Origin of the sequence: Shinella sp. M27, from assembly GCF_049199905.1 — a bacterium.
In the GTDB taxonomy this organism is placed as follows: domain Bacteria; phylum Pseudomonadota; class Alphaproteobacteria; order Rhizobiales; family Rhizobiaceae; genus Shinella.
This window is the reverse complement of the sequence record NZ_JBLZPK010000011.1, coordinates 1-23,974: the sequence shown is the minus strand read 5'-3', so window position 1 is coordinate 23,974 and position 23,974 is coordinate 1. Positions and strand designations below refer to the sequence as shown.

The following is a 23,974-nucleotide window of genomic DNA, read 5'->3' as shown; positions in this document are numbered from 1 at the left end:
CGTTCGATTGATCCGTCGCGAAATCGCACCGTTCTGACAGCATCACCGATAGATTATCATCGCCGCGGCTGCTGCCCCTATTATAGTGGCCGACCAGCCGGCGGCGAAAAGCTCGGCTTCCAATCCATGCCGAAAGCCGCAGATGCCGCAATGCCGACACGGCAGGACCTCGAGCCCTCGCCGGTGCTCAGCATCGTGGAGCGGGGACCGAAACGCTTCGAGGGGCGCAAGCTCGGCATCCTCATCACGGACGGAGTCGATATCGACCTCTTGACCGGCCTGCAGGACGCCATTGTGGCGGAAAAGGCCGAGGCCGCCCTGATCGCCCTGATCGCCCTGAAAGTTGGTGGCGTGACAGCGTCCGACGGATCATGGGTGCCGGCGCAGTTCATTATCGACGGCGGCCCTTCCGTGCTTTTCGATGCGGGTGCGCTGCTGCCGGCCAAGTCAGCGATGGACGACCTTCTGCAGGAGGCGACCGCGCGCGACTTCGTCGCCGATGCCTTCCCGCTTCTGGAGAAGGCCGGGATCGCCGACAAGCTTGATGAAGGCGTGATCGAACTGCCGGGCGAAGGAGGCCTCTCGGCCTTCGTTGCGGAACTCCGCAAGCTGCGCCTGGGCACGCGAGCCTTGCGTCAAGCTCGGCAAGGCATCCGTTCCGTCCGCATAGCAGATGGCCTGCCTTGAAGCATCGGCGGGGAACAAAGGTCCACAAGGCTGGTTAGCTCCCCGCGCGATCGCGCCTGCCATCTAGGCAAATGTTCACAAAATAGGAGAGATCGATGCCCACCAAGACAATGGAAGACCTGTTTCTCGACGGTATCAAGGATATCTATTATGCCGAGCGCAAGATCATTGCCGGCCTCAAGAAGATGATCCGCGGCGCCGAGGCCGAGGACCTGAAGGCCGCATTCGACAAGCACCTCCAGGAAACCGAGGGCCAGGTCGAACGGCTCGTGCAGGTGTTCGAGCTTCTCGGCAAACCGGCGCGTGGCAAGACCTGCCCGGCCATCGATGGCATTCTCGAAGAGGGTCAGGAGATCCTCGAGGAATTCAAGGGCTCGCCCGCGCTCGATGCAGGCCTTCTCGCCGCCGCTCAGGCCGTCGAGCATTACGAGATCGCCCGCTACGGCACGTTGAAGTCCTGGGCCGTTCAGCTTGGCAAGAACGACGTCGCCAAGCTCCTCGACCAGACGCTCGCCGAGGAAACCAAGACCGACCAGGCGCTGACGCAGCTTGCAGAGGCCAAGGTCAACCGCGAAGGAAAGACCAAGGCGGCATGACGCGGAACGGGCGGAGAAGCGGCTCTCCGCCCGTCCCCTTCACGGCGAAAGATGCCCGATCCGATGCGAAGCAACGGGAGTGGAGATACGGCGAGTGGCGACATATCTGCGTGGATATGCAGCGCATGTTCGCTGAAGACACGCCCTGGAAAGTCGCCTGGATGGAGCGGGTCTCGCCAGAAGTCCTGGAAGTCGTGGGCCGCCATGCCGAGCGCACGATCTTGTCCCGGTTTCTCCTACCCGCCCGCGCGACCGATGCCACGGGCATGTGGCGTAACTACTACGAAAAGTGGTGGATGATGACGGCCTAACATTCACCTATTTTGGTGTTTTTTTCATTGTGTTTTTCGGAATAATTCCCTCACCTGATTCAGGGTGAGGGGTTTTTATGTTCCCAATTTGATCTGCGACGATGCGGCTGGCCGCAATGCCGAGCCGCTTCCGGTCCACGCCTCGCGTGTAAATCTCGGCCGTCGCGATGTTCGTCCAGCCGTACTGGGCGAACAGTTGGTGTGTCGCGCCTCCTTCGGCCGCCAGCGTCGCGCTCAGCTTCCGCAGCCTATGCGCTAACTTTGTCACCCCCGTCTCTGTGTACCTCTCCTTGAACCAGTTCCCGAAGCTTGCCTTGTCGATCGATGCGACCCGAAGACCCGGAGGCGCGCATGAGCGCCGCCCCTGCGATGCATGCCACCCCGGTGCCGCGCCGCCGGGCCGATCTGCCGCGCCAGGCAATCATGCTTTGTCCGCTTCCGTACCGAGGCCCGCCGTCGGGTTGTCTCATCTATTTTATGATCATAGATGGACAGCCATTGAGTGTAGGAGAGACCGAAGCCTTTGGCAGATATGCGGTCGCTGAATCGCATAGGATTGTTGGATGGTGGACGTTTGGCAGAGCAGGTTTAGGAACAACCTGCTTCGGCGTTTGCCAGAAACGAGCCTCGAACGCTTCGCCCCGCAGTTGGAGCGGATACCTCTCCCGCGTTCGTATCACCTCTCATCACCTCATCAGCCGATGGAGTTCGCTTATTTCTTCGAGAGCGGAATTGCGTCCGTGGTCGTCCGATCGCCGGAAGGTCAGCACAGCGAAATCGGGATCATCGGGCGTGATGGCATGTGTCCGGCTTCGGCAATACTCGGCGTGGACGCCGATCCCTTTTTTGTTCATATGCAGATTCAGGGCGAAGCCTATCGCATTCCCGCCCAAGCCTTGAAAGCGGTCCTGCTGGAGGATCGCGAAGTGCATAGCCTCTTCTCCCGATACACCCAGGCCCTAGCGGTCCAGCAGGCCTATACGGCGTTGTCCAACGCGGCGCACCACATTGATGAACGGCTCGCGCGGTGGATCTTGATGTGCCATGATCGGGTGGACGGAGACGATATCAGCCTGACCCATGAATTCATGTCGGTCATGCTTGCAGTCCGGCGCCCAAGCGTGACGACGGCTCTTCATGTGCTTGAGGGCAAAAAGCTCATTTATTCCGAACGCGGTATGGTCAGCGTGCGAAACAGGGGAGGCCTTGAGGCATTTGCGCGGGATGCCTACGGCGAATGCGAGAAGGAATACGAGCGGCTCATTGGTGCCGCCCTGTCGCGGCCCGCTAGCTGAACGCATCCTGGAAGGGCAGCCGCGCCACCAGATCTCCCCGGTCATCGAAAATCTCGAACAAGCGTGTTTTATCGAGATGCCCCTTGCGCAGGTCCTCGGCCAGAATCTCGCGTGCTGCAAGGCGGGCTTCCGTTATGGCTGCTTCCAGCGTGTCGAAATCTGCGCCTTCCCGGTCCTCGATCCGCTCCGTCCGGCTGCAGATATGAAAAAAGTAGTGGGTCATCGTCGCCTCGCAGCGTCATTGCTTCGACAGGGACCAGCGAAATCGCCAAGTGTTCCATTTTCTTTCTGCGGACATCGGTACGCTACCGTACGGCAACCTCCGCGACCCCGCGTCGTTCCCCTTCGAAATGGAGGAATGAATGGACGCCGTGGTCTCTCTATCCGTGCCTCAGACGGTTCACACCGGGATCGAGGCCCAGTTGCCCGCATTGAGGCGGTTCGCCCAGCAGTTGACGCGCTCGGCGAGCGACCGGGAGGACCTAGTCCAGGAAACCGTCATGCGGGCGCTTCGTTCCTCACACCAGTTTCACCCTGATACGAAACTCCGTTCGTGGCTCTTCACAATCATGCGCAACACCTTCAACACCGAATATCGTCGGCGCTGCCGGGAGCCTGTTGGGCTGGATGATGGGCTTCTCGAACGGGCCAGCATAACGGCACCGCAGGAGTGGGCGGTTCGCCGCAGCGAACTGCGTTGCGCGCTGGGCCGCATCCCGCCACGCTCGCGCCGTACACTGCTGCTTGTGGCAATGGGTGTCAGCTATATCGATACGGCGCGGCTATGCGACTGCGAGATCGGCACGGTGAAAAGCCGGGTCAATCGTGCACGCAAGATGCTCGAAGACGAGATCGGCCGCCCCGGCGCGCAGTGACGGGAATAACGGCGCATGCGACAGCCTTCCACCCCCGACATGGTGGACGAGAACTTCTCCGTACGATTTCGTACCATGATACCGCTTTGAAACGCGCCTATGCGATCCTAGACTCGCGCCTATCGCACATAGGAGGCGGGCATGGGCAACTACACTTCCAAGGGAACGTTCGAACCGGACGAATTGGGCGCATTGAAGTTGATCTTCGACGAACTCACCGCGCAGCCGTGGTTCGATACGTCTGAGGACGCCAGGGAGAGCTTTGCCAAGTATCTTTTCGAGACGTTTCCCGCCGTCACCTTCGATCCGGTCAAGCACCGTTCGATCATCGAGGCCTCCGCCCGCATGTTCTACACCCGCGACAGCGCCTGATCGCAAAAACTGAAACCATCGCCTTGTCCCTGAACAAGAGAAGAAGGTGCCATGTCCGATGCCATCACGAAGACCCTATGGGCGACGTTTTCGACCCGCGAGGCCGCCGAGCTAAGAGGCCGGCTCCCAGACTCGAGCCGGCTGATTTGCGTTAGCCCAATCGTATTTGCTACCGCCCATGCTCGCTCTTGCGTCTCCCACCGGACGGCGTAATCATCGCCAGATTGGCGGCACCATTCATAAACGATTTATCAAGGTGCTGGTTATTGCTTCGATCCAAGAACAGGAGGCATGGACATGTCCGCGTCGTTGCGCTCTGCCCCTGCTAACAATCTCCTGCAGCTTCTGCCCGCTATCGACTTCGAGATGCTGGCGCCCGATCTGAAATATGGCGTCTTCTCGAGAGGGACAATGCTGGCGATTCGGGACCAGCCGATTGATGCCATATATTTTCTGACCTCCGGCATAGGGTCCGTCGTAATCAAGACCCCGAAAGGCAGACGTGCGGAGGCGGGCATCTTCGGTTTCGATGGTTACATTCCCACAGCTGCCGTCACGGGCGCGCGCGTCAGTTCCTATGATGTGGCGGTCCAGATCGACGCGGAGGGCTACAGCATGGATTTTGACGATTTTCGCCGCTGGATGGACCACAGCAAGCCTTTCGTGCAAATCATGAACCGCTCAATGGAGGGGTTCGCCGTGCAGCTGGCACATACGGCCGTATCCAACGCGGTGCACGACGTCAACGAGCGGCTCGCGCGCTGGCTTCTCATGTGCCACGACCGTTCACGGAGCGACGAGATGGCGGTCACGCACGAACTCCTCTCCGTGCTGCTGGGCGTAAGAAGGCCGAGTGTCACGACCGCGTTGCACGTTCTCGAAGGCGACGGCTTCATTCGCTCATTACGCGGCAGCGTCGTAATAAGGGATCGTGCAGGACTTGAGGAGTTCGCGCATGATTCTTATGGACGGCCGGAAGCAGAGTATCGTCGTCTGATGAGTGGGCTTGGCTGAATTGTGTCGGGTCGCCGTCCATGTCCGACGTGCTAGGGGTTATCCGCCCGTTGTTGAACGAAGACGGTCGTCCTGGCGTCTGAAAAGAATGTCTTCGAGGTCTGCATAGCTCGGTCTACAGCTGTCGATCGCCATGAGGTATTGTTTCGAGGACCAATCGCACGGTAATAATCGGAACTCGGTTGGCATCCTGCAGCTCAACCGCGATACTGTCGACTGGTCCGTTGGGAAGTCCATCGACCGCCATCTCGGCCAGTAGTTTCCTAGCTTCTTCTATGGCACCGTCCAAGGTTGGGAAGTCGAAGCCGCGGTCAGGCTGTAGCACGCCTTCTTGATCCTGGATTTTGAAAAAAAATCGTCCCATCAAACTAGCCTTCGCTCATGATCCATAAGCAGATTTGGTGGGGTGCCTTGGCGCTTCGGTGTTGACACGGCTTTTGCCATTTTTGACATGAGGCCGGTGTTTGGGCTTGCCCACGCCGGTAATGTGTAATCCGGCCTTGCCGCTATTGTGGTCTGATCCCAGTGGGGAATGCTCGGTCGCTGCGGGATGTGTGCCATCAGAGATACTGCCGGGATGGGGGTCCTCGACAGTTGGCGTCGACATGGTCGATTTGTCATTTGCGGGTTTGGTCATGGCAGCCTCCATCTTCGCAATCAGAATGCTGGCGCAGGCAGCACTGTTCCGTGTGAAGGCTCTGTTTCCTCGAGTGACTTAACTCAGCGTAACGCCGCGCTCTGCAAGATTTGCCCTGCCTACAAGCTTCCAAAGAAATGCCCCGCAGTGGGCGGCGCAAGGGGTTTGGTCAGTGCAACAGAGTAATGAGTTTACGATCCTGTCGGTTCCCTTGGCTTCTTGGAGGCGACCTGAGAGAGGCGCAGAGCACGCAAAGCCAGCGTCTTCTCGTGCCGCGTTCTTCGCTCCGCCTCAGCCATTTCCTCCACGACCCTCTTCGTTTCATTGGGGTCGCCCCAGACCGAACCGGCAGGGCAGCGTGCCTTTGTTCCGCGATCGATAGGCTGATCCAATTTTTCGCTGTTCAAGTCGCCCTCCTCTTGGTGCTTACGGGCAACGGGACATAGGGCATTTGGCCAGCGGGCAACCGTGAACCGGCGCGCGCGGTCTATGCGCCGTCACGCCCGTAGTGCGCTCTTGCGGTCGCCTCAAGTACAGGCTTATCCGTGGCCGAATTGAACGTGCCGCCGGGATACGCGTCGAGCATATAGCGCGCACCGGAACAATACAGGATGCCTCTCGTTAGCGAACAGTTCCCGCAATGAAAAGGCAGAAGACATGGACACTCCGCGCGCTCAATCGGGCCTCCCCACCTCTTCGCTCATCCTAGATATCAATGGCATTGCTCAGAACGTAGAGGTCCACCCCTGGACAACCCTGCTCGACCTGTTGCGCAGCGAGCTTGAGCTGACCGGCACCAAGAAAGGTTGCGACCACGGGCAATGCGGCGCCTGCACGGTGCTGATCGATGGCAAGCGGATGAATTCCTGTCTCAAGCTCGCCGTCACACTCGATGGCGCGGAAATTACCACGATCGAGGGTCTCGGCACACCTGGCGACATGCACCCTTTGCAAAGGGCCTTCGTCGAGCACGATGCCTTTCAGTGCGGATATTGCACACCCGGTCAAATCTGTTCGGCCGTCGGCCTGATCAACGAAGGCCATGCGCAAGGCCGCAACGAGATCCGCGAACTGATGAGCGGCAACCTCTGTCGCTGCGGCGCCTACACGAACATTGCGGATGCCATTGAGGAGGTGCTCTCCACCCAGGCTGGAACCGCCCAACGGGAGGCCGCCGAATGAAACCCTTTTCCTACACCCGCGCCGAATCCGTTCGCGAGGCGGTCGCGGCTCTGATGGCCAATCCGCAGGCGCAGTTGCTGGCTGGCGGAACCAATCTCATCGATCTGATCAAATACGATGTCGCGGAGCCAGAGGCCGTGGTCGATATCAATCGTCTGCCGTTGAAGGAGATCGTCGAATTGCCCGACGGCGGCCTGCGGATCGGGGCGCTGGTCAGCAATTCGGCTGTCGCCTACGATCCGCGCGTCAAGCAACGCTTTCCGCTCTTGTCGAGCGCCATCCTCGCCGGCGCTTCGCCGCAACTGCGCAATGCAGCGACGACCGGCGGCAATTTGCTCCAGCGTACACGCTGTTATTATTTCTATGACCCCGCATCGCCGTGCAACAAGCGTGATCCTGGAAGCGGCTGTCCGGCCATCGGCGGCCTTAACCGCATTCACGCAATCCTCGGCACAAGCGATGCCTGCATTGCCGTGCATCCTTCTGACATGTGCGTGGCGCTCGCAGCGCTAGACGCGACGGTGGAGGTCGAGGGGCCGGATGGCGCGCGCGAGATCGGCTTCGCCGATTTCCATCGCCTGCCTGGCGACACGCCGGATCGGGACAACACGCTCCGCCGTGGCGAGATCGTCACTGGCGTCCGGCTCGAAGCCAACCATTTCGCCGGGCATCACACCTATCTGAAGCTGCGCGACCGCCTTTCCTACGCCTTCGCACTCGTTTCCGTCGCCGCGGCCGTGCAGGTTGCCGACGGGCGTTTCGTCGAACTGCGCGTCGCGCTCGGCGGGGTTGCCCACAAGCCATGGCGCGATCCACTGGCCGAGGCGGAATTTGCCGGCGCGCCAGCCGGAGAAGAGGCCTTCATTCGCCTTGCCGATCGCTTGCTGGCAGGAGCGGAAGGCCGGGGCCATAACGACTTCAAGATTCCTCTCGCCCACCGCGCCATTGTGCGCGCGCTGCGGCAGGCCGTGAGCGGCCATCCGCAGGATCAAACCGTTAAAGCGATCCAGTAGGAGGCGAACATGCTCAATCAATCCAAAACCGTCGGCCTGCCGGTTTCGCGCATCGACGGCCCGCTGAAGGTGACTGGCCAGGCACGATATGCGGCGGAACATTTCGGGCCGGGCATGCTCTACGGGCATGTGGTGCCTGCGACCATCGCCACTGGCCGCATTCGCGCCATCCATACGGCAGCAGCCGAACATTTCCCGGGCGTCGTCAAGATCTACACGCACGAGAACCGGCCCAAGACGGCCTACCGGGACAGCAAGTGGAAGGATGCGGTCGCGCTACCCGGTCATCCATTCCGCCCGCTCGAAAACGACCGCGTGCTCTTCGACGGCCAGCCGGTTGCCTTCGTCGTCGCTGAAAGCCCAGAAGCGGCACGCGACGCCGCCGGGCTGATCCAGATCGAATACCTCTCGGAGGAGCCGCACACCGACATTGTCGCGCAGCGTCACGAAAGCTACGAACCGCCCGTCCCGCGCATGAAGCAGTTCATGCCGCCACCGCCAAGAGGCGATGCCGAGGCAGCATTCACCGCCGCCGCCCACAAGGTCTCCGCTGACTATGTTCTTTCCGGGGAGCACCACAACCCGATGGAACTCTTTGCCTCCACCGTTCTCCTCGACACGGGCGGCGCGCTGACCATTCACGACAAGACGCAAGGCTCGCAGAATAGCCGCGACTACATCTGCGGCGTCTTCGGCCTCGACCCGGGAAAAGTGGTCGTGAAAAACAGTTTTGTTGGCGGCGCCTTCGGCCAGGCGCTGCGACCTAAGCACCAACTCTTCTTCGCCGTCATGGCAAGCCTCGATCTGAACCGGTCGATGAAGGTAGAGATGACGCGACAGGAAATGTTCTACCTGACATGGCGCCCGTCCTGTATCCAGACCGTCTCGCTCGCGGCCGACGCCGAGGGGCATCTGCAGGCGGTGATGCACCATGCCGTTCATGCCACATCGCGCCATGAGGACTATCAGGAGAACGTGGCGAACTGGTCGGGCCTCGCTTATAAATGCGAGAACGTCAAAATATCGTACGAGATCGCCAAGCTCGATCTCGCAACGCCGGGCGACATGCGCGCGCCGGGGGCGGCCACCGGCGTCACCGCATTGGAAGCGGCCATGGACGAGCTGGCCTATGCGGTTGGCATCGATCCTTTGGAACTGCGCATCCGCAATTTCATCCACCGAGACCAGAACCAGGATAAGGCGATCACATCCAAGGCGCTGCACGCCTGCTATCGCGAAGGCGCAGCGCGGTTCGGCTGGGCCGAGCGCTCTGCCGCGCCGCGCTCCATGCGCGAGGGCGACGATCTCGTCGGCTGGGGCATGGCAGGCGGCATCTGGGAGGCGATGATGTCGAAGGGCGAGGCGAAGGTCCGACTGTCGGTCGACGGCAGCGTAACCGTCAGCGCCGCCGCTTCCGATATCGGCACCGGCACCTATACGATCCTCGGCCAGCTCGCGGCGGAAGCTTTCGACTGTCCGATCAACGCCGTGAGGGTCGAGATCGGCGCATCCGATCTTCCCAAGACCGGCGTCGAGGGCGGCTCTTGGACGGCCGCGACCACAGGATCGGCTGTGCAGGCCGCCGCGAAGGCGGTCATCAAGACGCTTCTCACGCATGCTCAGTCGATGGAGAATTCACCGCTAAAGGAGGCGAAAGAGCAGCAGGTCGAAATTGCCGAAGGCCGCCTCGTCCTGGAAAGCAATCACCAGATTGGCGTTTCAACGGCTGACATCCTGCAGGCGGCGGGGCTCGAGGCGATCGAGGAGCATGCCAAGGTCGGCCCGGATATGCTGACCATGATGCGATATGCCTCCTACACCCATTCGGCGGTCTTCGTCGAAGTGAAGGTGGACGAGGAGCTTGGGATCGTGCGGGTCACCCGCGTCGTCAGCGCCATCGGCGCCGGACGCATCCTCAATCCCAAGACCGCCCGTAGCCAGATTCTCGGCGGCATTGTGATGGGTATCGGCATGGCGCTCCACGAGGAGGGCATGATCGACCACCGGACCGGCCGGATCATGAACCACAATCTCGCCGAATATCATGTGCCCGCCCATGCGGATATCCGCGATATCGAGGTGATCTTCGTGGAAGAGGACGACGACATGGCAAGCCCGATCGGAGTCAAGGGCCTCGGTGAAATCGGGATCGTCGGCGTTGCCGCGGCCGTGTCGAATGCGATCTTCCACGCCACAGGGAAACGCATCCGTAACCTGCCGATCACTGTAGACAAGATTCTCCAAAGCGAGGCCGCTCAATGACCGGACGCCTTGCCGTTACCCCGCTCCGCTACCGTCCCGACTTGGAGCAGATCGAACCCGATGAACCGCAAATCGCTCGCGACCTTGCCGAGACCATGCTGTCTATCGCGCAGAAGACCTATGCCGACAGCGGCCACGCAATGCGATGCGTCCATGCCAAGCGCCACGGCCTGCTTGCGGCGCGTCTGGAGGTGCTCGCCGATCTGCCACCGGAACTTGCACAGGGCATTTTCGACAAATCGCAGGCCTACGACTGCGTCATGCGGCTTTCAACGACGCCCGGTGATCTGCTGCACGATAGCGTCTCAACGCCGCGCGGTATGGCTTTAAAGGTTCTTGATGTCGAGGGCGCACGGCTGGCTGGCTCCGAGGGATCATTCAATCAGGACTTCGTGCTGGCCAACGGCAAGGAGTTCAATTCGCCAAGCGGAAAGGCGTTTCTGAAGAACCTTAGGATGCTCGCTTTGACCACCGATCGGATTGAAGGCCTAAAGGAGCTTGTCTCGAAGGTGTTCAGGGGTCTGGAATCCGTTGTCGAGGCGGTCGGCGGCCAGAGCTCGATGCTGAAGTCGCTGGGAGATAATCCACCAACCCATATTCTCGGCGAGAGCTTCTATTCGCAAGTGCCCATTCGATACAGCGACTTTGTTGCGAAGGTGGGCGTCGTACCCGCCTCGGACAATCTCCGGGCTCTCGCAAATAAACAGGTCGATATTGGTAAGGATGCCGATGCCATACGCCATGAAGTCGAGCAGTTCTTCGTCGAGGAAACGGCAATCTGGCATCTGCAGATCCAGCTTTGTACCGATCTTGATGCGATGCCCGTCGAAGGCATCTCTCCCTGGGATGAGAAGACCAGCCCATTTATCACAGTTGCCCGGCTCATCGTGGATCCCCAACAGGCATGGAGCGAAGAGCGCTCCAACACGGTCGATGACGGCATGCGGTTCAGTCCATGGAACGGTATCAAGGCCCACCAGCCGCTCGGCTCAATCATGCGACTACGCAAATTGGCATATGAGAAGTCGGCGGCATTCCGCTCTCAGCGCAATGCGATGCCGGTGACGGAACCGATGTCCTGCCCATTGAACCGCGAACGGGGGCATTTCGCTGAAAGAGAAGCGCTCCGAGACGCTTAATACGATTTCGGAGGACGGAGTTGATCGCGAATGAGCCTGACACCCATCGTCTCTATACGTTCTCCTATTCCTGATCGACCGGCGTTCCGCTTTTGGCGTCGATATTGATATCCACTTTCGCCTTGTCGGTCGTGCGATATTCGATCTCATAGTAGCCACGGTCGTTCCACGACCTCTCGATGAGGCGCTGGAAGTCCGAACGCCGCTCCCCTTCCCCCAGGGTCTCCGATAAAGGAAAGTACGAGGGTAAGGGGCAAATCAGGCTGCATACAAATCGGCGCCCGATCACTGTAACGTGCTCGTTTCGTTCCACGGCAACCGAAACCACTCTTTCCTTGAATGGGAAATGCCGCGGGCTTGTGGTTGTCTCGCGATCGATAGACGCTGATCCACGCGTGCGCGGGCCTCTTCCGGAGGGATATTGGCACGGGACGCCACGATGGTGGCGACATAGGCGCGATCCGCTTCGACGACCTCCCCCTTGGCTGCACTCTGCACTAGGATGCAGAGACTTCCGCGGCCGCGGCCGTATCGTCAGATTGTGCCCTCGCCGCCCCATCCTGCGGACGGAGGAGCATGTCCGTAAAGTATCCGGTGGCAGGATCAGGCGCCGCGTCGCTTCCCGCAGCCGTTGCAGCGGCGCCGACGGTTGCGGTCGTCGCTACACGGCCCGCATGCGCCGCGCGTCCCCTGTCAGGTGTGGTTCTGCTTGATGCTTTCCAAGTGTGGACCGTTGACTTTCCCTTGGCTTTTCTTATCTGCCCGCAGCGGCGACCAGCATAAGCAAGACCGCCGCACCGACGATACGCCTCCATCGCATCATGTTGCCACAGCGCCGCATGCCTATCCGCTCCCGCAGCGCGGCGACGTCAGCGCGCAGCGCGGCGAGGTCGTCAAGCACATCCTGATCGCTTGCCGGCCGGATGTTTGCCGGATGTCCCGCCTCTTCGATCTCCTGCAGGTATTCGCGCCATTGCGCATCGCTCTCGAAACCATGTTTGCGTATATCGGTCATCGTTCCTCTCTCAGATCATGATCTCGCCACCCGTTACGGGGATCACCGCGCCCGTCATGTAGCTGCCGAGGTCGGAGGCGAGCAGGACGAAGGCCCCGGCCAGTTCAGCGGGCTGGCCAGCGCGGCCAATGAGCGTTTGCTTGCCGAAATCCTTCGTTTTCTCGGGTGGCATGGTGGAAGGAATGAGCGGCGTCCAGATCGGTCCCGGCGCGACGGCGTTCACACGGATTCCCTTCTCCGCCACCATTTCGGCGAGCCCCGCGGTGAAGTTTGAAATCGCTCCCTTCGTCGCCGCGTAGGCGAGAAGATGCGGCGACGGCTGACGCGACTGGATCGATGTCGTGTTGATGATGGCACTGCCAGGCTTCAAATGCGGGATGGCTGCACGGGCCAGGAAGAACGGCGCATAGATATTGGTCCGGAACGTGCGATCCCATTCCTCGGTGCTAATATCGCCGATATCCGCATAGGTCCGCTGGAACGCGGCATTGTTCACCAGGATGTCGAGTTGGCCGAAGTTTTCCAGGCACTGACGCACGAGATGATGGCAGTGATCCTCGCTGGTTATATCCCCGGGGAGCACGAGAGCCTTGCGGCCCGCTTCATCGACCCAGCGGGCGGTCTCATTGGCGTCCTGATCTTCGCTGAGATAGGAAATTGCAATGTCGGCGCCTTCGCGCGCGAAGGCGATAGCTACGGCCCGGCCAATCCCAGAATCGGCTCCGGTGATCAGCGCCACTTTCCCCTTCAGCCTTTCGGTACCAACATAGGTCTCCTCCCCGTGGTCCGGTATCGGCCTCATCACGCCTGTCAAACCAGGTGGGGGTTGGTCCTGCTCCGGTTGAGGGGGCATTGGACGTCGCGCATCACTTTCAGACATCTTAGTCTCCATCAACAACGGCTTTCGCTTCGAACGCGGCGGCAATGAAGATGTTCCTTCAAACTAGTACCTGGAAACCGGCGGTCGAGCCGACCAAACCTGATTACGGAAAGTAAAACGGTATGAGCGCCAGACAGACTGGCGCCGGCAACGTGTCCGGCGCCCACGCCTCTGAAGCCTGATCTAGCAACGATCGACGTATCTGTTACCGTACTGGTCCCTGTAGTAGCAGCGTCCTGGCTGATCCGCGACATTGCCGATCAACGCGCCGGCGACACCGCCGACCGCTGCTCCAACGGCGGCGCCGCGGACATTGCCGGTCGCAACGCCACCGACAACCGCGCCCGTCGCGGCGCCAACACCGGCGCCCCGTTCCGTTGCGGTACAGGCGGCGAGCGATAACCCGACGCAGGCAATAATCATGTGCTTTTTCATGGTAACCTCCCTATCTCGACCTTGTGAGAACCCGCAGCCGCCCCACAAGTTCCCGGCCGTGTGACCCGGATTGAGGCGGAGGGCAGGCTTGGGTGCCTATTGTCCGCTCAGGCTTCTGATATGGTCGAGCAGGGCAACGTCACCGCGCAGGGGATCGGCCGGCAGATGCGGCCCATCGGCCGTCGCTGCGGTCATCCGGGCATAGGCACGGGCTGCTTCCGGCGAGAAGCCCAAGGCGCGAAAGTTCTCCTCCCATTTGTCGCGTGGAATGGTCTCCAGCCGCACAGGGCGGCCGAGCGCCGTCGAGAAGGCGGTCGCGACATCGTCGAATGTGTACCGACGCGGCCCTTCGACATAGCGTATGCCGACGTCGTCAGATTTGGAGAGAAGACGGCTGGCGGCCGCTTTCGCGATGTCGACAGGCGAAACCATCGGCAGACGCATGTCGCCCGGAAAGGGTGTCTGCAGGACGCCTTCCCTCGCGGGCTCCAGCAGCATGTCGAGGTTCGTGTAGTAGTAGGCCGCACGGTTTATCGCCGTGGGAACGCCGCTTGCCTCGGCTTGCTGCTCGAAGTCGAACAGGACGGACAGGTCACCGATCCCCTCTCCCGGCTGGGCGCCATAGGTCGAGGCGACAACGACCTTTTCAAGGCCCGAACCGGGCAAGGCGTCCGTGATGGCACGCGCTGTCGCCGTTTCCGTTGCATCCGTATCGCCGCCCGGATCGGCCGGCGGATTGAGGAGAAAGGCGCGGCGGCCTCGACGAAAGAGATCGTGCAACGGCGCGGTCTTCCCCACATCGAGAGCGATCGGCTCGACATTCGCGGTGCGGATGTCGTCGGCCTTGCCGGCGTCGTGCACGATCGCAATGACCGTTTCGCCGGCCGCATCGAGCAGGTTCACGAGTTCGGACCCGATATGGCCCGTTGCTCCCAGAACGATGAACATTGTGCGCTCCTGTCGCTTGTACCGTCTATTGTCCGTCTTCCGACGAAACCGCGGGGGCGATATCGGTCTGGGCGGGCGTTGCAGATCCGTCGGCGGTCGCCGCATCCCCTGGCTTCTCGTCCAGCGTCCCCGTCGACGTCGCATCATTTGCAACCGATGCCGAAACCTTGTCCGTCGAAAGCGGCTGCGCCGTTATGGACCCATCGGCGGCCGCGACGCGCCAAATGGTATTGCCGGCGTCATCGGCGATAAGCAGGGCGCCCGTTCCGTCCATGGCAAGACCGACCGGTCGGCCACGGGCCTCATCCCCTGCCAGGAAGCCGGTCACGACATCCTGAACGGCGCCGGATGGGCGCCCGTTGGCGAAGGGGATGAAGATGACCTTGTAGCCGTTGAAGGCGTTGCGGTTCCAGCTGCCGTGATTGCCGACAAAGGCGCCGTCGCGGAAAGCCTCCGGCATGGCGGAATCATCGGTGAAGGCGAGGCCCAGCGCCGCGACATGGCTCGACAGCGCGTAGTCCGGCACGATCGCCCGCTCGACCATGTCAGGACGCTGCGGATGAACCCGCGGATCGACATGCTGTCCGTAGTAGCTCCAGGGCCAGCCGTAGAAACTGCCCTCCTTCACCGAGGTGAGATAGTCTGGAACGAGATTGGAACCGAGCTCGTCACGCTCGTTGACCACAGTCCAGAGTTCGCCGGTCTGCGGGTGAAAGTTGAGGCCATTGGGATTGCGCAAACCCGAAGCAAAGACCTTTGCCGCACCGGTCTGGCGGTCGACCTGCCAGATGGCCGCTCGTCCCTTCTCGGCCTCGATACCCCGTTCTCCGGCGTTGGAATTCGAGCCGATCGACACGAAGAGAAACCGCGCGTCAGGACTGAGGGCGAGATCCTTCGTCCAATGGTGATTGATCGGCCCGCCGGGAAGCGGCGTCAAAATCTTCGGCTTAGCCGTAATCTTTCCGCCGCCGAGTTCGTAGGGATAGGCGAGGATGGCGTCGGCCGCAGCGACGTACAGCGTTCCATCGTGCCATGCGACACCGAAGGGCGAATTCAAATCGGCCAGAATATCCTGGCGCTCATCCACCGCCCCATCGCGATTTGTATCGCGCAGAAGCGTGATGCGGTTCGTCTCGCTGCCTCCCCCTCCGCCGTGGGCCGCCATCGCCATGATCCAGCCACGGATGATATCCTTGGGCCGGTTCAGCGGCTTGCCTTCAGGCGCTTTCGATTGCACGACCAGAACGTCGCCATTCGCAAGCGTGTGCACGGTGCGCGGATTGGCGAGATCCTTGGCATAGACGGTGACGGCGAGACCCGCTGGGACTTCCGGTTTCTCTCCTTCTTTCCATCCGACGACCGTCGCCACCTTGAGGTCCGGCCACAGGCTTTGCGACGGTTCGGGAAGTACCGGATCGGGGCCGATCTGGCGCGAGGCGTCGAAATCGTCGTTGCCGCCGCAGCCGGCGAGCAGAAGAGCCACAAGAAGGATTGCGCGCCTAGACATGGGAAGCCTCCTGCCGGCCGAGCCAAGCAGCCAAGGCCATGACCAGCACCGTGACGATCGACACCGCCAGTCCATAGGGGACGACAGCCGTCCAACCATCGGCAGTGTGGATGAAGCTGTTCAACGTCGCCGCCAGAAGCACGAATACGCCGGCAAGAAGCGCGGACCATGACGGGCCGTCCTTCCAGATGGCGCGGCCGAGCACGGCTATGACCAAGGCCAAAAGCCCGAAGATCAGCCCGGCCAACAACAGCCATTCGGAGAAATGAAGCCAGAGCAGGTTCGACGTCTGCCAATAGGCGATGTCAGTCAGAACGGTGAGGAAGAAGCAGGCGACCGGAAACGACGCGAAGAATCCGCAAGCGGCGCGCATCGGCCAGGGGGACATGGGCTTGGTGTGGTCAAGAGACATCGGCGCGGTTCTTTTGTGTTTGAACTCTCACCTTACGCGCCAAGCGATGGAATGTTCCGTTTGGGGATTTCTGCTGAAGGCGCGGACGCTTGGCGACACGACCGCCGGCACACCCTTGCCGACGTGCAAATGCGGGCCATATCGCTTCAGAAGACCTCAAGGGAGCGAGAGCAATTTTCCGGCGCATCTTTCCGATATTGCTGGTGCCGTTGACCGGCTGTTCCGGCGTTCAGTCGGCGCTCGCCCCCGCCGGTGAGGAAGCGGCCGCGATCTATCAGCTCCTTCTCGTCATGGTGATTGGCGCGGTATTGGTGTGGCTTGCCGTCGTTGGATTACTCCTTCACGCGGCACGGCGGCGGAAAGCACCGTGGACCGAAGAACAGGCGGGTCGGCTGATCCTGTTCGGAGGCGTTGCCTTTCCCGTTGTCATGCTGCTTGCGCTTCTCGCCCACGCCGTCTGGCTGATGCCGGTGATCCGGCCGTGGTTCACGCAGCAGGCACCACAGCCCGAAATGATCGAGGTGACCGGCGAACAATTCTGGTGGCGCATCCGCTATCCGGCCGTTGACGGCATGCCGGCCTTCGAGACGGCGAACGAGCTACGCCTTCCAGTGGGGGAGCGGGTCGCCTTCTCGCTCGAGGCGGCCGATGTCATTCATTCATTCTGGATTCCGGTGCTTGGCGGAAAGATGGACATGATCCCCGGCCGCACGAATACGTCTTCGCTGCTGCCGACGAAGACGGGTGTCTTCCGCGCACCCTGCGCCGAATTCTGCGGCACATCCCACGCGCTGATGGCCTTTTCCGTCATCGTCATGGAGCCTGCCGATTACTTAGCCTGGCGACGCGCGCAGGCTGCGGGCAACGGAACGCGCGGGAGCGAAGGCGAGCGGCTTTTTGCTTTCCACGGCTGCGCCGGCTGTCACGGCATAAGGGGGATGACACAGGCCGCGAGCCTTGGCCCGGACCTGACCTTCTTCGGCCAGCGCCAGATGGTCGGGGCCGGCACGCTTGCCAATACGGTCGAGAACGTTACGCGCTTCATCCGCAACCCTGATGTCGTCAAGCCCGGCGCGAAAATGCCGGCCTTCGACATGCTTCCCGAATCGGAGATCAACGCTATCGCCGATTACCTCGTGGGGCTCAAATGACCGAAACGGCAGAGCTTTCCGTCGAAGAACGCAAGGCGCAGGAGGCAAAGCTCCGCGATGTCTGGCGCACGCCCTCCGGCTGGCGCTACTGGACCTCGGTCAACAATACCGAGATCGGCCTGTGGTATGGCTCGGCCGCATTCCTCTTCATGCTGTTCGCCGGCGTGCTGGCCCTTCTGGTGCGCGTGCAGCTTGCCGTTCCTGACAACGACTTCCTCTCCGCCGACACCTTCAACCAGGCCTTCACCCTGCACGGCACCGTCATGATGTTCCTGTTCGCCGTGCCGATCTTCGAGGCGGTGGCGATCTTCCTCCTGCCCTCGATGCTCGGCGCACGGGAACTTCCCTTCCCTCGCCTCTCCGCCTTCGGCTTCTGGAGCTTCGCGCTCGGCGGCGTTTTCGTCTGTGGCTCCATCTTCTTCGGCGCGGCGCCCAATACGGGATGGTTCATGTACCCGCCGCTCGCCACCGACAAGGAATATTCGGGGATCGGCGCGGATATCTGGCTGCTCGGGCTTTCCTTCATCGAGGTCGCCTCCATCGCCGCCGCGGTGGAATTGATCGTCGGCATCATGAAGTGCCGCGCGCCCGGCATGCGCATCAACATGATGCCGCTCTTTGCCTGGTACCTCCTGATCGTCGCCGGCATGATCCTCTTTGCCTTTCCGCCGCTGATCGCCGGCGACATCCTGTTCGAAATGGAGCGGATGTTCGGCTGGCCGTTCTTCGATGCGACGCGCGGTGGCGATCCGCTGCTCTGGCAGCACCTCTTCTGGATCTTCGGCCATCCCGAGGTCTACATCATCTTCCTGCCCGCCATCGCGCTCATGGCGATGATCGTGCCGACCTTCGCACAGCTTCCCATCGTCGGCTATTCGTGGATCGTGCTCGCCGCCGTCGGCACCGGCTTCCTGAGCTTCGGCCTGTGGGTACACCACATGTTCACGACGGGCCTGCCGCAAATTTCACTCGCGTTCTTCTCGGCCGCCTCCGAGGCCGTGGCGATCCCCACCGGCGTGCAGATCTTCGTCTTCATCGCCACAATGCTCGCCGGCCGCGTCATTTTCTCCGTGCCGATGCTGTTCGGCGCCGGGGGCCTCGCGATCTTCATCATCGGAGGCCTGACGGGCGTTATGGTGGCGCTCGTTCCTTTCGATTGGCAGGCGCACGACACCTATTTCATTGTCGCCCACCTGCACTACGTGCTGATCGGCGGCATGCTCTTTCCGGTCGTGGCCGGCGTTTATTATTACTATCCGCTGCTCAACGCGCGAAAGCTCTCCGACCGGCTCGGCAAAATCGCCTTCTGGCTGACGTTTGTCGGCTTTAACGTCGCCTTCTTTCCCATGCATCTGGCAGGACTTCGCGGCATGCCGCGGCGGGTCTTCACCTATCCCGCAGAGATCGGTTGGGACTGGTTCAACTTGATTTCCACCATCGGTGCCTTCGTCTTTGCCGCCGGGGTCGCCATCGTGGTGATCGACGTGCTGCGGTCCAAGCACCGCCAGCCGAAGGGCGAGCAGAATCCGTGGAACGCCGGCACGCTGGAATGGATCAGCGAACCGGAGGAGAAGTGGGGCGTACGCTCCATTCCCATTATCAAGAGCCGCTATCCGATCTGGGATCAGCCAAACATCATCGAAGACATCAAGGCCGGGCGCTTCTATCTGCCCGACGCGAAGGACGGCGCGCGCGAGACGCTCGTCACCTCCGTGCTCGACGCCGAGCCCATCCAGTGCCTGCGCGTCGGCGGCACCTCTGTTCTGAGCATCATCGCCGCTTTTTCGCTCGGCGGTGTCTTCATCGCGCTCACCTTCCATTGGTGGATCGTGACGGCCGCCTCAGCCGTGATGACGCTTGCCGCCATCGTCGCCTGGCTCTGGACGGGCACCGCCGTCATACCCCGGGAGGAAATGCGCGATGTCGGCCTGGGCAAGACGCTGCCGCTCTATACGTCCGGGCCGCAATCGGTCGGCTGGTGGGCCATGTTCATCACCATGGCCGGCGACGGCACAGCCTATGCTAGCCTGATGTTCGGTTACTTCTTCTATTGGACCATCCACGATGACTTCACCGGCGGCCAGGCCGGACCCGGCATGCTCTGGCCGCTTACCGCTGCCGGCCTCTTCACGCTGGCCTGGCTCGCCATGCTGCTGGCGCGCCGGGCGAATGAACATGACCGCGCGGCACTGACCCGCCTGTCGCTGCTCGCCTCCCTGCTGTTGGCGCTTGCGGCAGGATGCGCCGGCCTTGCCGGCCCCTATCTCACGGGGATGGACCCGACCGCGCATGTCTATCCGGCCATCGTCTGGGTTGTCACGCTTTGGACCGTCGTGCATGGCGGCGTCGGCGTGATCATGCAGGCCTATTGCCTGGCGCGGAGCCTTGCGGGCCGGATGAGCGCCCGCCACGACATGGACCTGGGCAATGTCGTGCTCTACTGGCATTTCCTCGTCATCACCGCGATCACGTCCTTCGGCGTTCTCGGCCTCTTTCCGGGCTTGAGGTAATGCCATGCGTCTGATCCCCAAGGAAATCGAAAGCCTCTGGACGCTCTTCACCGCGCCGACGATCTGGGCGCTGCATTTCCTTGCCTGCTACATCACCGCAGCGACCTATTGCGCGAAGGCGAGCGCCACATCGCTCTCCTTCGAAACCATGCGCCTAGCAATCGGCGCGGTCACGCTCTTGGCCCTTGGCGGGATCGTCCTCTCCGCCTTTCTCGCCTGGCGGCAATTAGGCTTCGGCTCCGGCGATCTGCCGCATGACGAACCGACCCGCAGGGATCGCCTGCTCTTCCAGGGCTTCGCGACGCTTCTGCTCTCCGGCCTCAGCTTCGTGGGGGTGGTCTTCGTCGCCGTGCCGCTCGTCTTCATCGAGGCCTGCCAGCCATGAAGAGATCCACGCGCCTCCTCGGCCTTCTCCTCCTCATCGCGCTTTGCGCCGTTCTCGTGGCCAGTTTCGGCGGCGGCTCGTTCACCGTCCATATGATCGTCCATATGGGCATCGTCGCGGTTGCCGCGCCGCTCATCGGCTACGGTATGCGCGGCACCCGGCTCGATGCAGCACTGGGCGTGGCGCGGATGACGCCCATGCTCGCATCGTTCTTCGAGCTCGTCGCAGTCTGGTTCTGGCACCTGCCGGCGTTGCGCGCGCTCGCCGACGCGAGTCTCACACTTTCCTTTCTCGAGCAGGCAAGCTTCCTTACGGCGGGCATCCTGCTCTGGCGGGTCTGCTTGCGGCCGGGGGAAGGCCGACTTGCCGGCGCGGCCGGGCTGCTGTTCACCTCCATGCACATGACCCTGCTCGGCGTCCTGCTGGCACTCGCCCCGCGTCCCCTCTACGGCGAAGGCGATGTCTCCTGCTTCGGCATTTCGATTTCGGCCGCCGCCGACCAGCAGATCGGCGGGGTCGTCATGCTGATGGTCGGCGCCTGCGCCTATCTTCTCGGAGGGATCGTGCTTCTGGCCGGGCTGCTGCGTGACGGCGAAGCGCTACCCACGGAGAAACCGCGATGCTGATCGGCCGCAAACACATCGTCGGCCTCCTTCTTACGGGAGTCCTGGGCGTGTTTCTTCTCGCCTGGTCAGGCTTCATCAGCGTCGGCGCGAGCACGGGCCACTGGAAGGCGACCGACTGGTTCCTGCACTGGGTCATGCGGTCATCAGTGCGCACCGCAGCGCTCGGCACGAAGGTGCCTGTCTTCACGGAGGGCATGGTGCCGATGGCGGCCGGCCACTTCGAGGCTGGCTGTGCCATCTGCCACGGTTCGCCGGCCTTGGCACGGCCCGAAAGCGTCGGCAGGATGCTGCCCGCGCCGCCCGACCTGAAAGACAAAATCGCGACCTGGACGGACGCCGAGCTGTTCCAGATCGTGCAGCATGGCATCCGTTTTACCGGCATGCCAGCCTGGCCGGTAGCGGATCGCGAGGATGAAGCCTGGGCCATGGTCGCGTTCCTGCGCCGCTACGGCGATCTCGATGCGAACCGATACCGCGCTCTCGCGGGCTATGCGGCCACGCAATCGACGACGGCGGACACGGCGCTTGAGGCATGCAACGGCTGCCATATGCCGGGGCGCCTTGGAGTCCAAAGCCTCATTCCATATCTCGCCGGACAATCGGCGCTCTATCTCGAGCAGGCCCTCGCTGCCTATGCGGATGGAACCCGGCCGAGCGGCACGATGGCCGTGGCAATCCAGGGATTGAGTGAGAACGAGCGTAAAACACTCGCCGGCCATCTCGCGCGCCAACCCTCGGCAAGCCTGCAATCGACGGCGCAGGGTATCCTCATGCGGCGTGGAGAATTGCTCGCCCTGAAAGGGGATCCCGGGCAACGCATTCCCGCCTGCCTCTCCTGCCACGACAAGGCAGATGCAAACCCCGCCTATCCGCGGCTCTCCGGTCAGACCGAAGCCTATCTCGCCAATCAGTTGCGGCTCTTTGTCGGAAGGAAGCGCGGTGGCGGCCCGTTCAGGGCCCTGATGATGCAGGCAGCCGCCCATCTCCGGGACGAGGATATTGCGGCGCTAGCCGCCTATTTCGCCGCGCGCGATGCGCGTCAGGATCCGGCAGCGCGATAATCGTGCTGGCCTTCGCCGAACGACATGCAGCCCGCGCATCCCAATGTCTTGAGATGCGGAAACAATCGGCAGGGGAAGCGGTTGGGTATTCAACTCAACCTCGTGAGACAACCATGACACTGACTGCGCTGGCGCTCAACGGCACACTCAAGACAAAGCGGGCCGAAGACCCATCCTCCACCGATCGCATGCTGAAGCTGCTCGCCGTCGCGATGGAACCGCTGGGTGTGACAACGGAGTTCCTCCAGCTTGCTGATTTCGACATCAAGCCCGGCGTTACCTCGAACAAAGGCGATGGCGACGCATGGCCCGCCATCCGCAGCAAGATTCTCGAGACCGATATCCTCATCATGGGCGCGCCGATCTGGATGGGCCAACCTTCCAGCGTCTGCAAGCGGGCGCTGGAACGCGTGGACGCCTTCCTGGAGGAAAAGGACGATGAAGGCCGGATGGTTTCGTACGGCCGGGTCGTCGCCGTTACCGTCCTAGGCAACGAGGACGGTGCACATCACGTCTCGGCCGAACTAACATAGCTCGACCCCTATAATTCAACATATCTAAAGTAGCATATTTTCACATTTATGCGCGCGCGTCTAGATTAACCCTAGAATTATAATAGACTCGGAAATTTAGGCGCTTTCTGTACTGTAGCGATTCTAGATACTACTTACGGAAATCATCCCTAAATGTTCCATTTCTTGACGCGTTCACCCGTTGTTTTCTTTATATGTTTTCTGGGAACTGGTGTTCTCTGCGTCCTCGAGCGCGACGCGGCCAGTGTTCCGTTTACAATCGCCGTCGTGCTGACAATGGCCGCATTGTTTTTCAGTTTTACACGGCGGGCCGGAGCATCATTGTTGCTTTCCTGGGGCGTCGTCTTCATCGTTGCCGCAGTTTCGCTGACAAAACAGCGGCTGATGGGCTTCAATGCGCATATCTTCGACTTAATGACGTTTGCGGGCGACCGAGAAAGCATGCTTTTCGTGCTGGGGAATTACTGGAAGACGCTCATCCCCCTACCGATCGTGCTCTTCCTGACAGGATGGGTCGTACGTGGTCTGTTTTGGGCCGAAAAGCCGTTGCGCCTTGCTGCCGGTTGGCGGCTGGCAGGACTTGCCTCGACCCTCGCGCTCTTGCCGCTGACCTATCCTCGAGCGCCGAACGACCATGGCTATTACATGGGTGGGCACTTCGCTTCATCTTTGTTCGTCTCCTTTTCCGACGCCTCATTCCTATTCGAAGATATCGAACTCAATCGCGAAGTCGCCGCTCGGAAGGTGTCCGCGAGATTTAACCCAGCGCAGAACTGCGGCGACATGACATCGGCGCCGGATCTCTATGTCGTGCATATGGAATCGATGTTCCCGCCTTCGCTCTATCCCGATTGGAAATACGGCGGACCGGACGGCTACCTTGGGAGCGAAACCGCGAGCTGGAAGCCTCTGCGCGTCGAGACCTTCGCGGGCGCATCCTGGACCACAACCCTCTCATTGATGACGGGCCTGCCGGCAGCGGATTTTGGCTGGATGCGGCCGTATCTGCCGATCTTCATGGAAGGGCACATCAAGAATTCGCTGCCGCTGGCGATGGGTACCTGTGGCTATCGCACCGTTGCCGTCATGCCGACGCGATACCAGATGGTCAACGAAGGGCCTTTCCTG

26 protein-coding genes and 4 pseudogenes are annotated in these 23,974 nt (G+C 61.4%); 18 read left to right on the top strand and 12 right to left on the bottom strand.

Annotated features, from left to right (window positions below):
- Positions 1-105 precede the first annotated feature (105 nt).
- From ACOZK4_RS03255 to ACOZK4_RS03245, 3 genes and pseudogenes are all read left to right on the top strand, one after another.
- Positions 106-670: pseudogene (locus tag ACOZK4_RS03255) on the top strand (catalase HPII); the annotation flags it as partial.
- A 112-nt stretch (positions 671-782) separates the two neighbouring features.
- A complete protein-coding gene (locus ACOZK4_RS03250; protein ID WP_421590420.1) occupies positions 783-1,283 on the top strand; it encodes a ferritin-like domain-containing protein in 501 nt (166 codons plus the stop codon).
- Between the two features lie 116 nt (positions 1,284-1,399).
- Positions 1,400-1,588 (top strand): annotated as a pseudogene (locus ACOZK4_RS03245) (cysteine hydrolase); the annotation flags it as partial.
- A 13-nt stretch (positions 1,589-1,601) separates the two neighbouring features.
- Here the strand turns inward: ACOZK4_RS03245 and ACOZK4_RS03240 are convergent.
- Positions 1,602-1,862 (bottom strand): hypothetical protein, encoded by a 261-nt coding sequence (locus tag ACOZK4_RS03240; RefSeq protein ID WP_313529744.1) that lies wholly within the window; start codon positions 1,860-1,862, stop codon positions 1,602-1,604.
- A gap of 295 nt (positions 1,863-2,157) precedes the next feature.
- Between ACOZK4_RS03240 and ACOZK4_RS03235 the strand changes: the two genes are divergently transcribed.
- A complete protein-coding gene (locus ACOZK4_RS03235; RefSeq protein WP_421590418.1) occupies positions 2,158-2,889 on the top strand; it encodes a Crp/Fnr family transcriptional regulator in 732 nt (243 codons plus the stop codon).
- Here ACOZK4_RS03235 and ACOZK4_RS03230 read toward each other — a convergent pair.
- Positions 2,882-3,112 (bottom strand): DUF6894 family protein, encoded by a 231-nt coding sequence (locus ACOZK4_RS03230; protein WP_313529738.1) that lies wholly within the window; start codon positions 3,110-3,112, stop codon positions 2,882-2,884. The genes ACOZK4_RS03235 and ACOZK4_RS03230 overlap by 8 nt on opposite strands.
- 139 nt (positions 3,113-3,251) lie before the next feature.
- On the opposite strand from ACOZK4_RS03230, the gene ACOZK4_RS03225 reads away from it, so the two are divergent.
- The 3 genes from ACOZK4_RS03225 to ACOZK4_RS03215 all read left to right on the top strand — a co-directional run bounded on the left by ACOZK4_RS03225 (position 3,252) and on the right by ACOZK4_RS03215 (position 5,150).
- Positions 3,252-3,764 (top strand): sigma-70 family RNA polymerase sigma factor, encoded by a 513-nt coding sequence (locus tag ACOZK4_RS03225; protein ID WP_313529736.1) that lies wholly within the window; start codon positions 3,252-3,254, stop codon positions 3,762-3,764.
- A gap of 141 nt (positions 3,765-3,905) precedes the next feature.
- Positions 3,906-4,136: a hypothetical protein gene (locus tag ACOZK4_RS03220; RefSeq protein ID WP_421590416.1), complete on the top strand. Its 231-nt coding sequence runs from the start codon at positions 3,906-3,908 to the stop codon at positions 4,134-4,136.
- Between the two features lie 297 nt (positions 4,137-4,433).
- Complete coding sequence (locus tag ACOZK4_RS03215) at positions 4,434-5,150, top strand: Crp/Fnr family transcriptional regulator (protein WP_313529730.1); 717 nt, start codon at positions 4,434-4,436, stop codon at positions 5,148-5,150.
- A gap of 115 nt (positions 5,151-5,265) precedes the next feature.
- On the opposite strand, the gene ACOZK4_RS03210 is transcribed toward ACOZK4_RS03215, so the two are convergent.
- The 3 genes from ACOZK4_RS03210 to ACOZK4_RS03200 all read right to left on the bottom strand — a co-directional run bounded on the left by ACOZK4_RS03210 (position 5,266) and on the right by ACOZK4_RS03200 (position 6,194).
- A complete protein-coding gene (locus tag ACOZK4_RS03210) occupies positions 5,266-5,514 on the bottom strand; it encodes a DUF6894 family protein (RefSeq protein WP_409530388.1) in 249 nt (82 codons plus the stop codon).
- Positions 5,515-5,529: 15 nt separating this feature from the next.
- Positions 5,530-5,787, bottom strand: a complete 258-nt coding sequence (locus tag ACOZK4_RS03205) for a hypothetical protein (RefSeq protein WP_313529727.1) — start codon at positions 5,785-5,787, stop codon at positions 5,530-5,532.
- Positions 5,788-5,978: 191 nt separating this feature from the next.
- Positions 5,979-6,194 (bottom strand): hypothetical protein, encoded by a 216-nt coding sequence (locus ACOZK4_RS03200; protein ID WP_313529724.1) that lies wholly within the window; start codon positions 6,192-6,194, stop codon positions 5,979-5,981.
- A 250-nt stretch (positions 6,195-6,444) separates the two neighbouring features.
- On the opposite strand from ACOZK4_RS03200, the gene ACOZK4_RS03195 reads away from it, so the two are divergent.
- Genes ACOZK4_RS03195 through ACOZK4_RS03180 form a run of 4 tightly spaced genes read left to right on the top strand, consistent with a single transcriptional unit; the run spans position 6,445 to position 11,383 of the window.
- Entirely contained in the window at positions 6,445-6,969 is a 525-nt protein-coding gene (locus tag ACOZK4_RS03195) for a (2Fe-2S)-binding protein (RefSeq protein WP_313529721.1), read from the top strand.
- Positions 6,966-7,982 carry a xanthine dehydrogenase family protein subunit M gene (locus tag ACOZK4_RS03190; protein ID WP_313529718.1) on the top strand — a complete coding sequence of 339 codons (1,017 nt, stop codon included), beginning with the start codon at positions 6,966-6,968 and terminating at the stop codon, positions 7,980-7,982. Before ACOZK4_RS03195 ends, ACOZK4_RS03190 begins: the two co-directional genes overlap by 4 nt.
- Before the next feature lie 9 nt (positions 7,983-7,991).
- On the top strand, positions 7,992-10,244 hold the full coding sequence (locus tag ACOZK4_RS03185) for a xanthine dehydrogenase family protein molybdopterin-binding subunit (protein WP_313529716.1): 2,253 nt from the start codon (positions 7,992-7,994) through the stop codon (positions 10,242-10,244).
- A complete protein-coding gene (locus tag ACOZK4_RS03180) occupies positions 10,241-11,383 on the top strand; it encodes a catalase family protein (RefSeq protein WP_421590415.1) in 1,143 nt (380 codons plus the stop codon). The genes ACOZK4_RS03185 and ACOZK4_RS03180 overlap by 4 nt, the downstream gene beginning before the upstream one ends.
- 64 nt (positions 11,384-11,447) lie before the next feature.
- Here the strand turns inward: ACOZK4_RS03180 and ACOZK4_RS03175 are convergent, their stop codons facing one another.
- The 7 genes from ACOZK4_RS03175 to ACOZK4_RS03145 form a co-directional block, all read right to left on the bottom strand.
- Positions 11,448-11,711: a PepSY domain-containing protein gene (locus tag ACOZK4_RS03175; protein ID WP_313529711.1), complete on the bottom strand. Its 264-nt coding sequence runs from the start codon at positions 11,709-11,711 to the stop codon at positions 11,448-11,450.
- 426 nt (positions 11,712-12,137) lie between these two features.
- Positions 12,138-12,398, bottom strand: coding sequence for a hypothetical protein (locus tag ACOZK4_RS03170; protein WP_313529709.1), 261 nt, complete (start codon positions 12,396-12,398; stop codon positions 12,138-12,140).
- A gap of 10 nt (positions 12,399-12,408) precedes the next feature.
- Positions 12,409-13,251, bottom strand: coding sequence for an SDR family oxidoreductase (locus tag ACOZK4_RS03165; protein WP_421590654.1), 843 nt, complete (start codon positions 13,249-13,251; stop codon positions 12,409-12,411).
- Between the two features lie 210 nt (positions 13,252-13,461).
- The gene (locus tag ACOZK4_RS03160) at positions 13,462-13,713 is read right to left on the bottom strand and encodes a glycine zipper domain-containing protein (RefSeq protein ID WP_313529706.1); all 252 of its coding nucleotides are present in this window, start codon (positions 13,711-13,713) and stop codon (positions 13,462-13,464) included.
- Between the two features lie 96 nt (positions 13,714-13,809).
- Positions 13,810-14,661 carry an NmrA family NAD(P)-binding protein gene (locus ACOZK4_RS03155; protein WP_421590413.1) on the bottom strand — a complete coding sequence of 284 codons (852 nt, stop codon included), beginning with the start codon at positions 14,659-14,661 and terminating at the stop codon, positions 13,810-13,812.
- Between the two features lie 25 nt (positions 14,662-14,686).
- Positions 14,687-16,168, bottom strand: a complete 1,482-nt coding sequence (locus ACOZK4_RS03150) for a PQQ-dependent sugar dehydrogenase (protein WP_421590411.1) — start codon at positions 16,166-16,168, stop codon at positions 14,687-14,689.
- Complete coding sequence (locus tag ACOZK4_RS03145; RefSeq protein WP_421590410.1) at positions 16,161-16,580, bottom strand: DUF2231 domain-containing protein; 420 nt, start codon at positions 16,578-16,580, stop codon at positions 16,161-16,163. Before ACOZK4_RS03145 ends, ACOZK4_RS03150 begins: the two co-directional genes overlap by 8 nt.
- Positions 16,581-16,669: 89 nt before the next feature.
- Here ACOZK4_RS03145 and coxB point away from each other — a divergent pair, with 89 nt between their 5' ends.
- From coxB to ACOZK4_RS03110, 7 genes and pseudogenes are all read left to right on the top strand, one after another.
- A complete protein-coding gene (coxB, locus tag ACOZK4_RS03140; RefSeq protein ID WP_421590408.1) occupies positions 16,670-17,731 on the top strand; it encodes a cytochrome c oxidase subunit II in 1,062 nt (353 codons plus the stop codon).
- Positions 17,728-20,241 carry a cytochrome c oxidase subunit I gene (ctaD, locus tag ACOZK4_RS03135; protein WP_421590406.1) on the top strand — a complete coding sequence of 838 codons (2,514 nt, stop codon included), beginning with the start codon at positions 17,728-17,730 and terminating at the stop codon, positions 20,239-20,241. Before coxB ends, ctaD begins: the two co-directional genes overlap by 4 nt.
- A gap of 4 nt (positions 20,242-20,245) precedes the next feature.
- Complete coding sequence (locus ACOZK4_RS03130) at positions 20,246-20,626, top strand: hypothetical protein (RefSeq protein WP_421590404.1); 381 nt, start codon at positions 20,246-20,248, stop codon at positions 20,624-20,626.
- Positions 20,623-21,252 (top strand): cytochrome c oxidase assembly protein, encoded by a 630-nt coding sequence (locus tag ACOZK4_RS03125; protein ID WP_421590402.1) that lies wholly within the window; start codon positions 20,623-20,625, stop codon positions 21,250-21,252. Before ACOZK4_RS03130 ends, ACOZK4_RS03125 begins: the two co-directional genes overlap by 4 nt.
- Entirely contained in the window at positions 21,246-22,313 is a 1,068-nt protein-coding gene (locus tag ACOZK4_RS03120) for a c-type cytochrome (RefSeq protein WP_421590400.1), read from the top strand. Before ACOZK4_RS03125 ends, ACOZK4_RS03120 begins: the two co-directional genes overlap by 7 nt.
- A gap of 113 nt (positions 22,314-22,426) precedes the next feature.
- Positions 22,427-22,840: pseudogene (locus tag ACOZK4_RS03115) on the top strand (flavodoxin family protein); the annotation flags it as partial.
- A gap of 159 nt (positions 22,841-22,999) precedes the next feature.
- Positions 23,000-23,974: pseudogene (locus tag ACOZK4_RS03110) on the top strand (hypothetical protein); the annotation flags it as partial.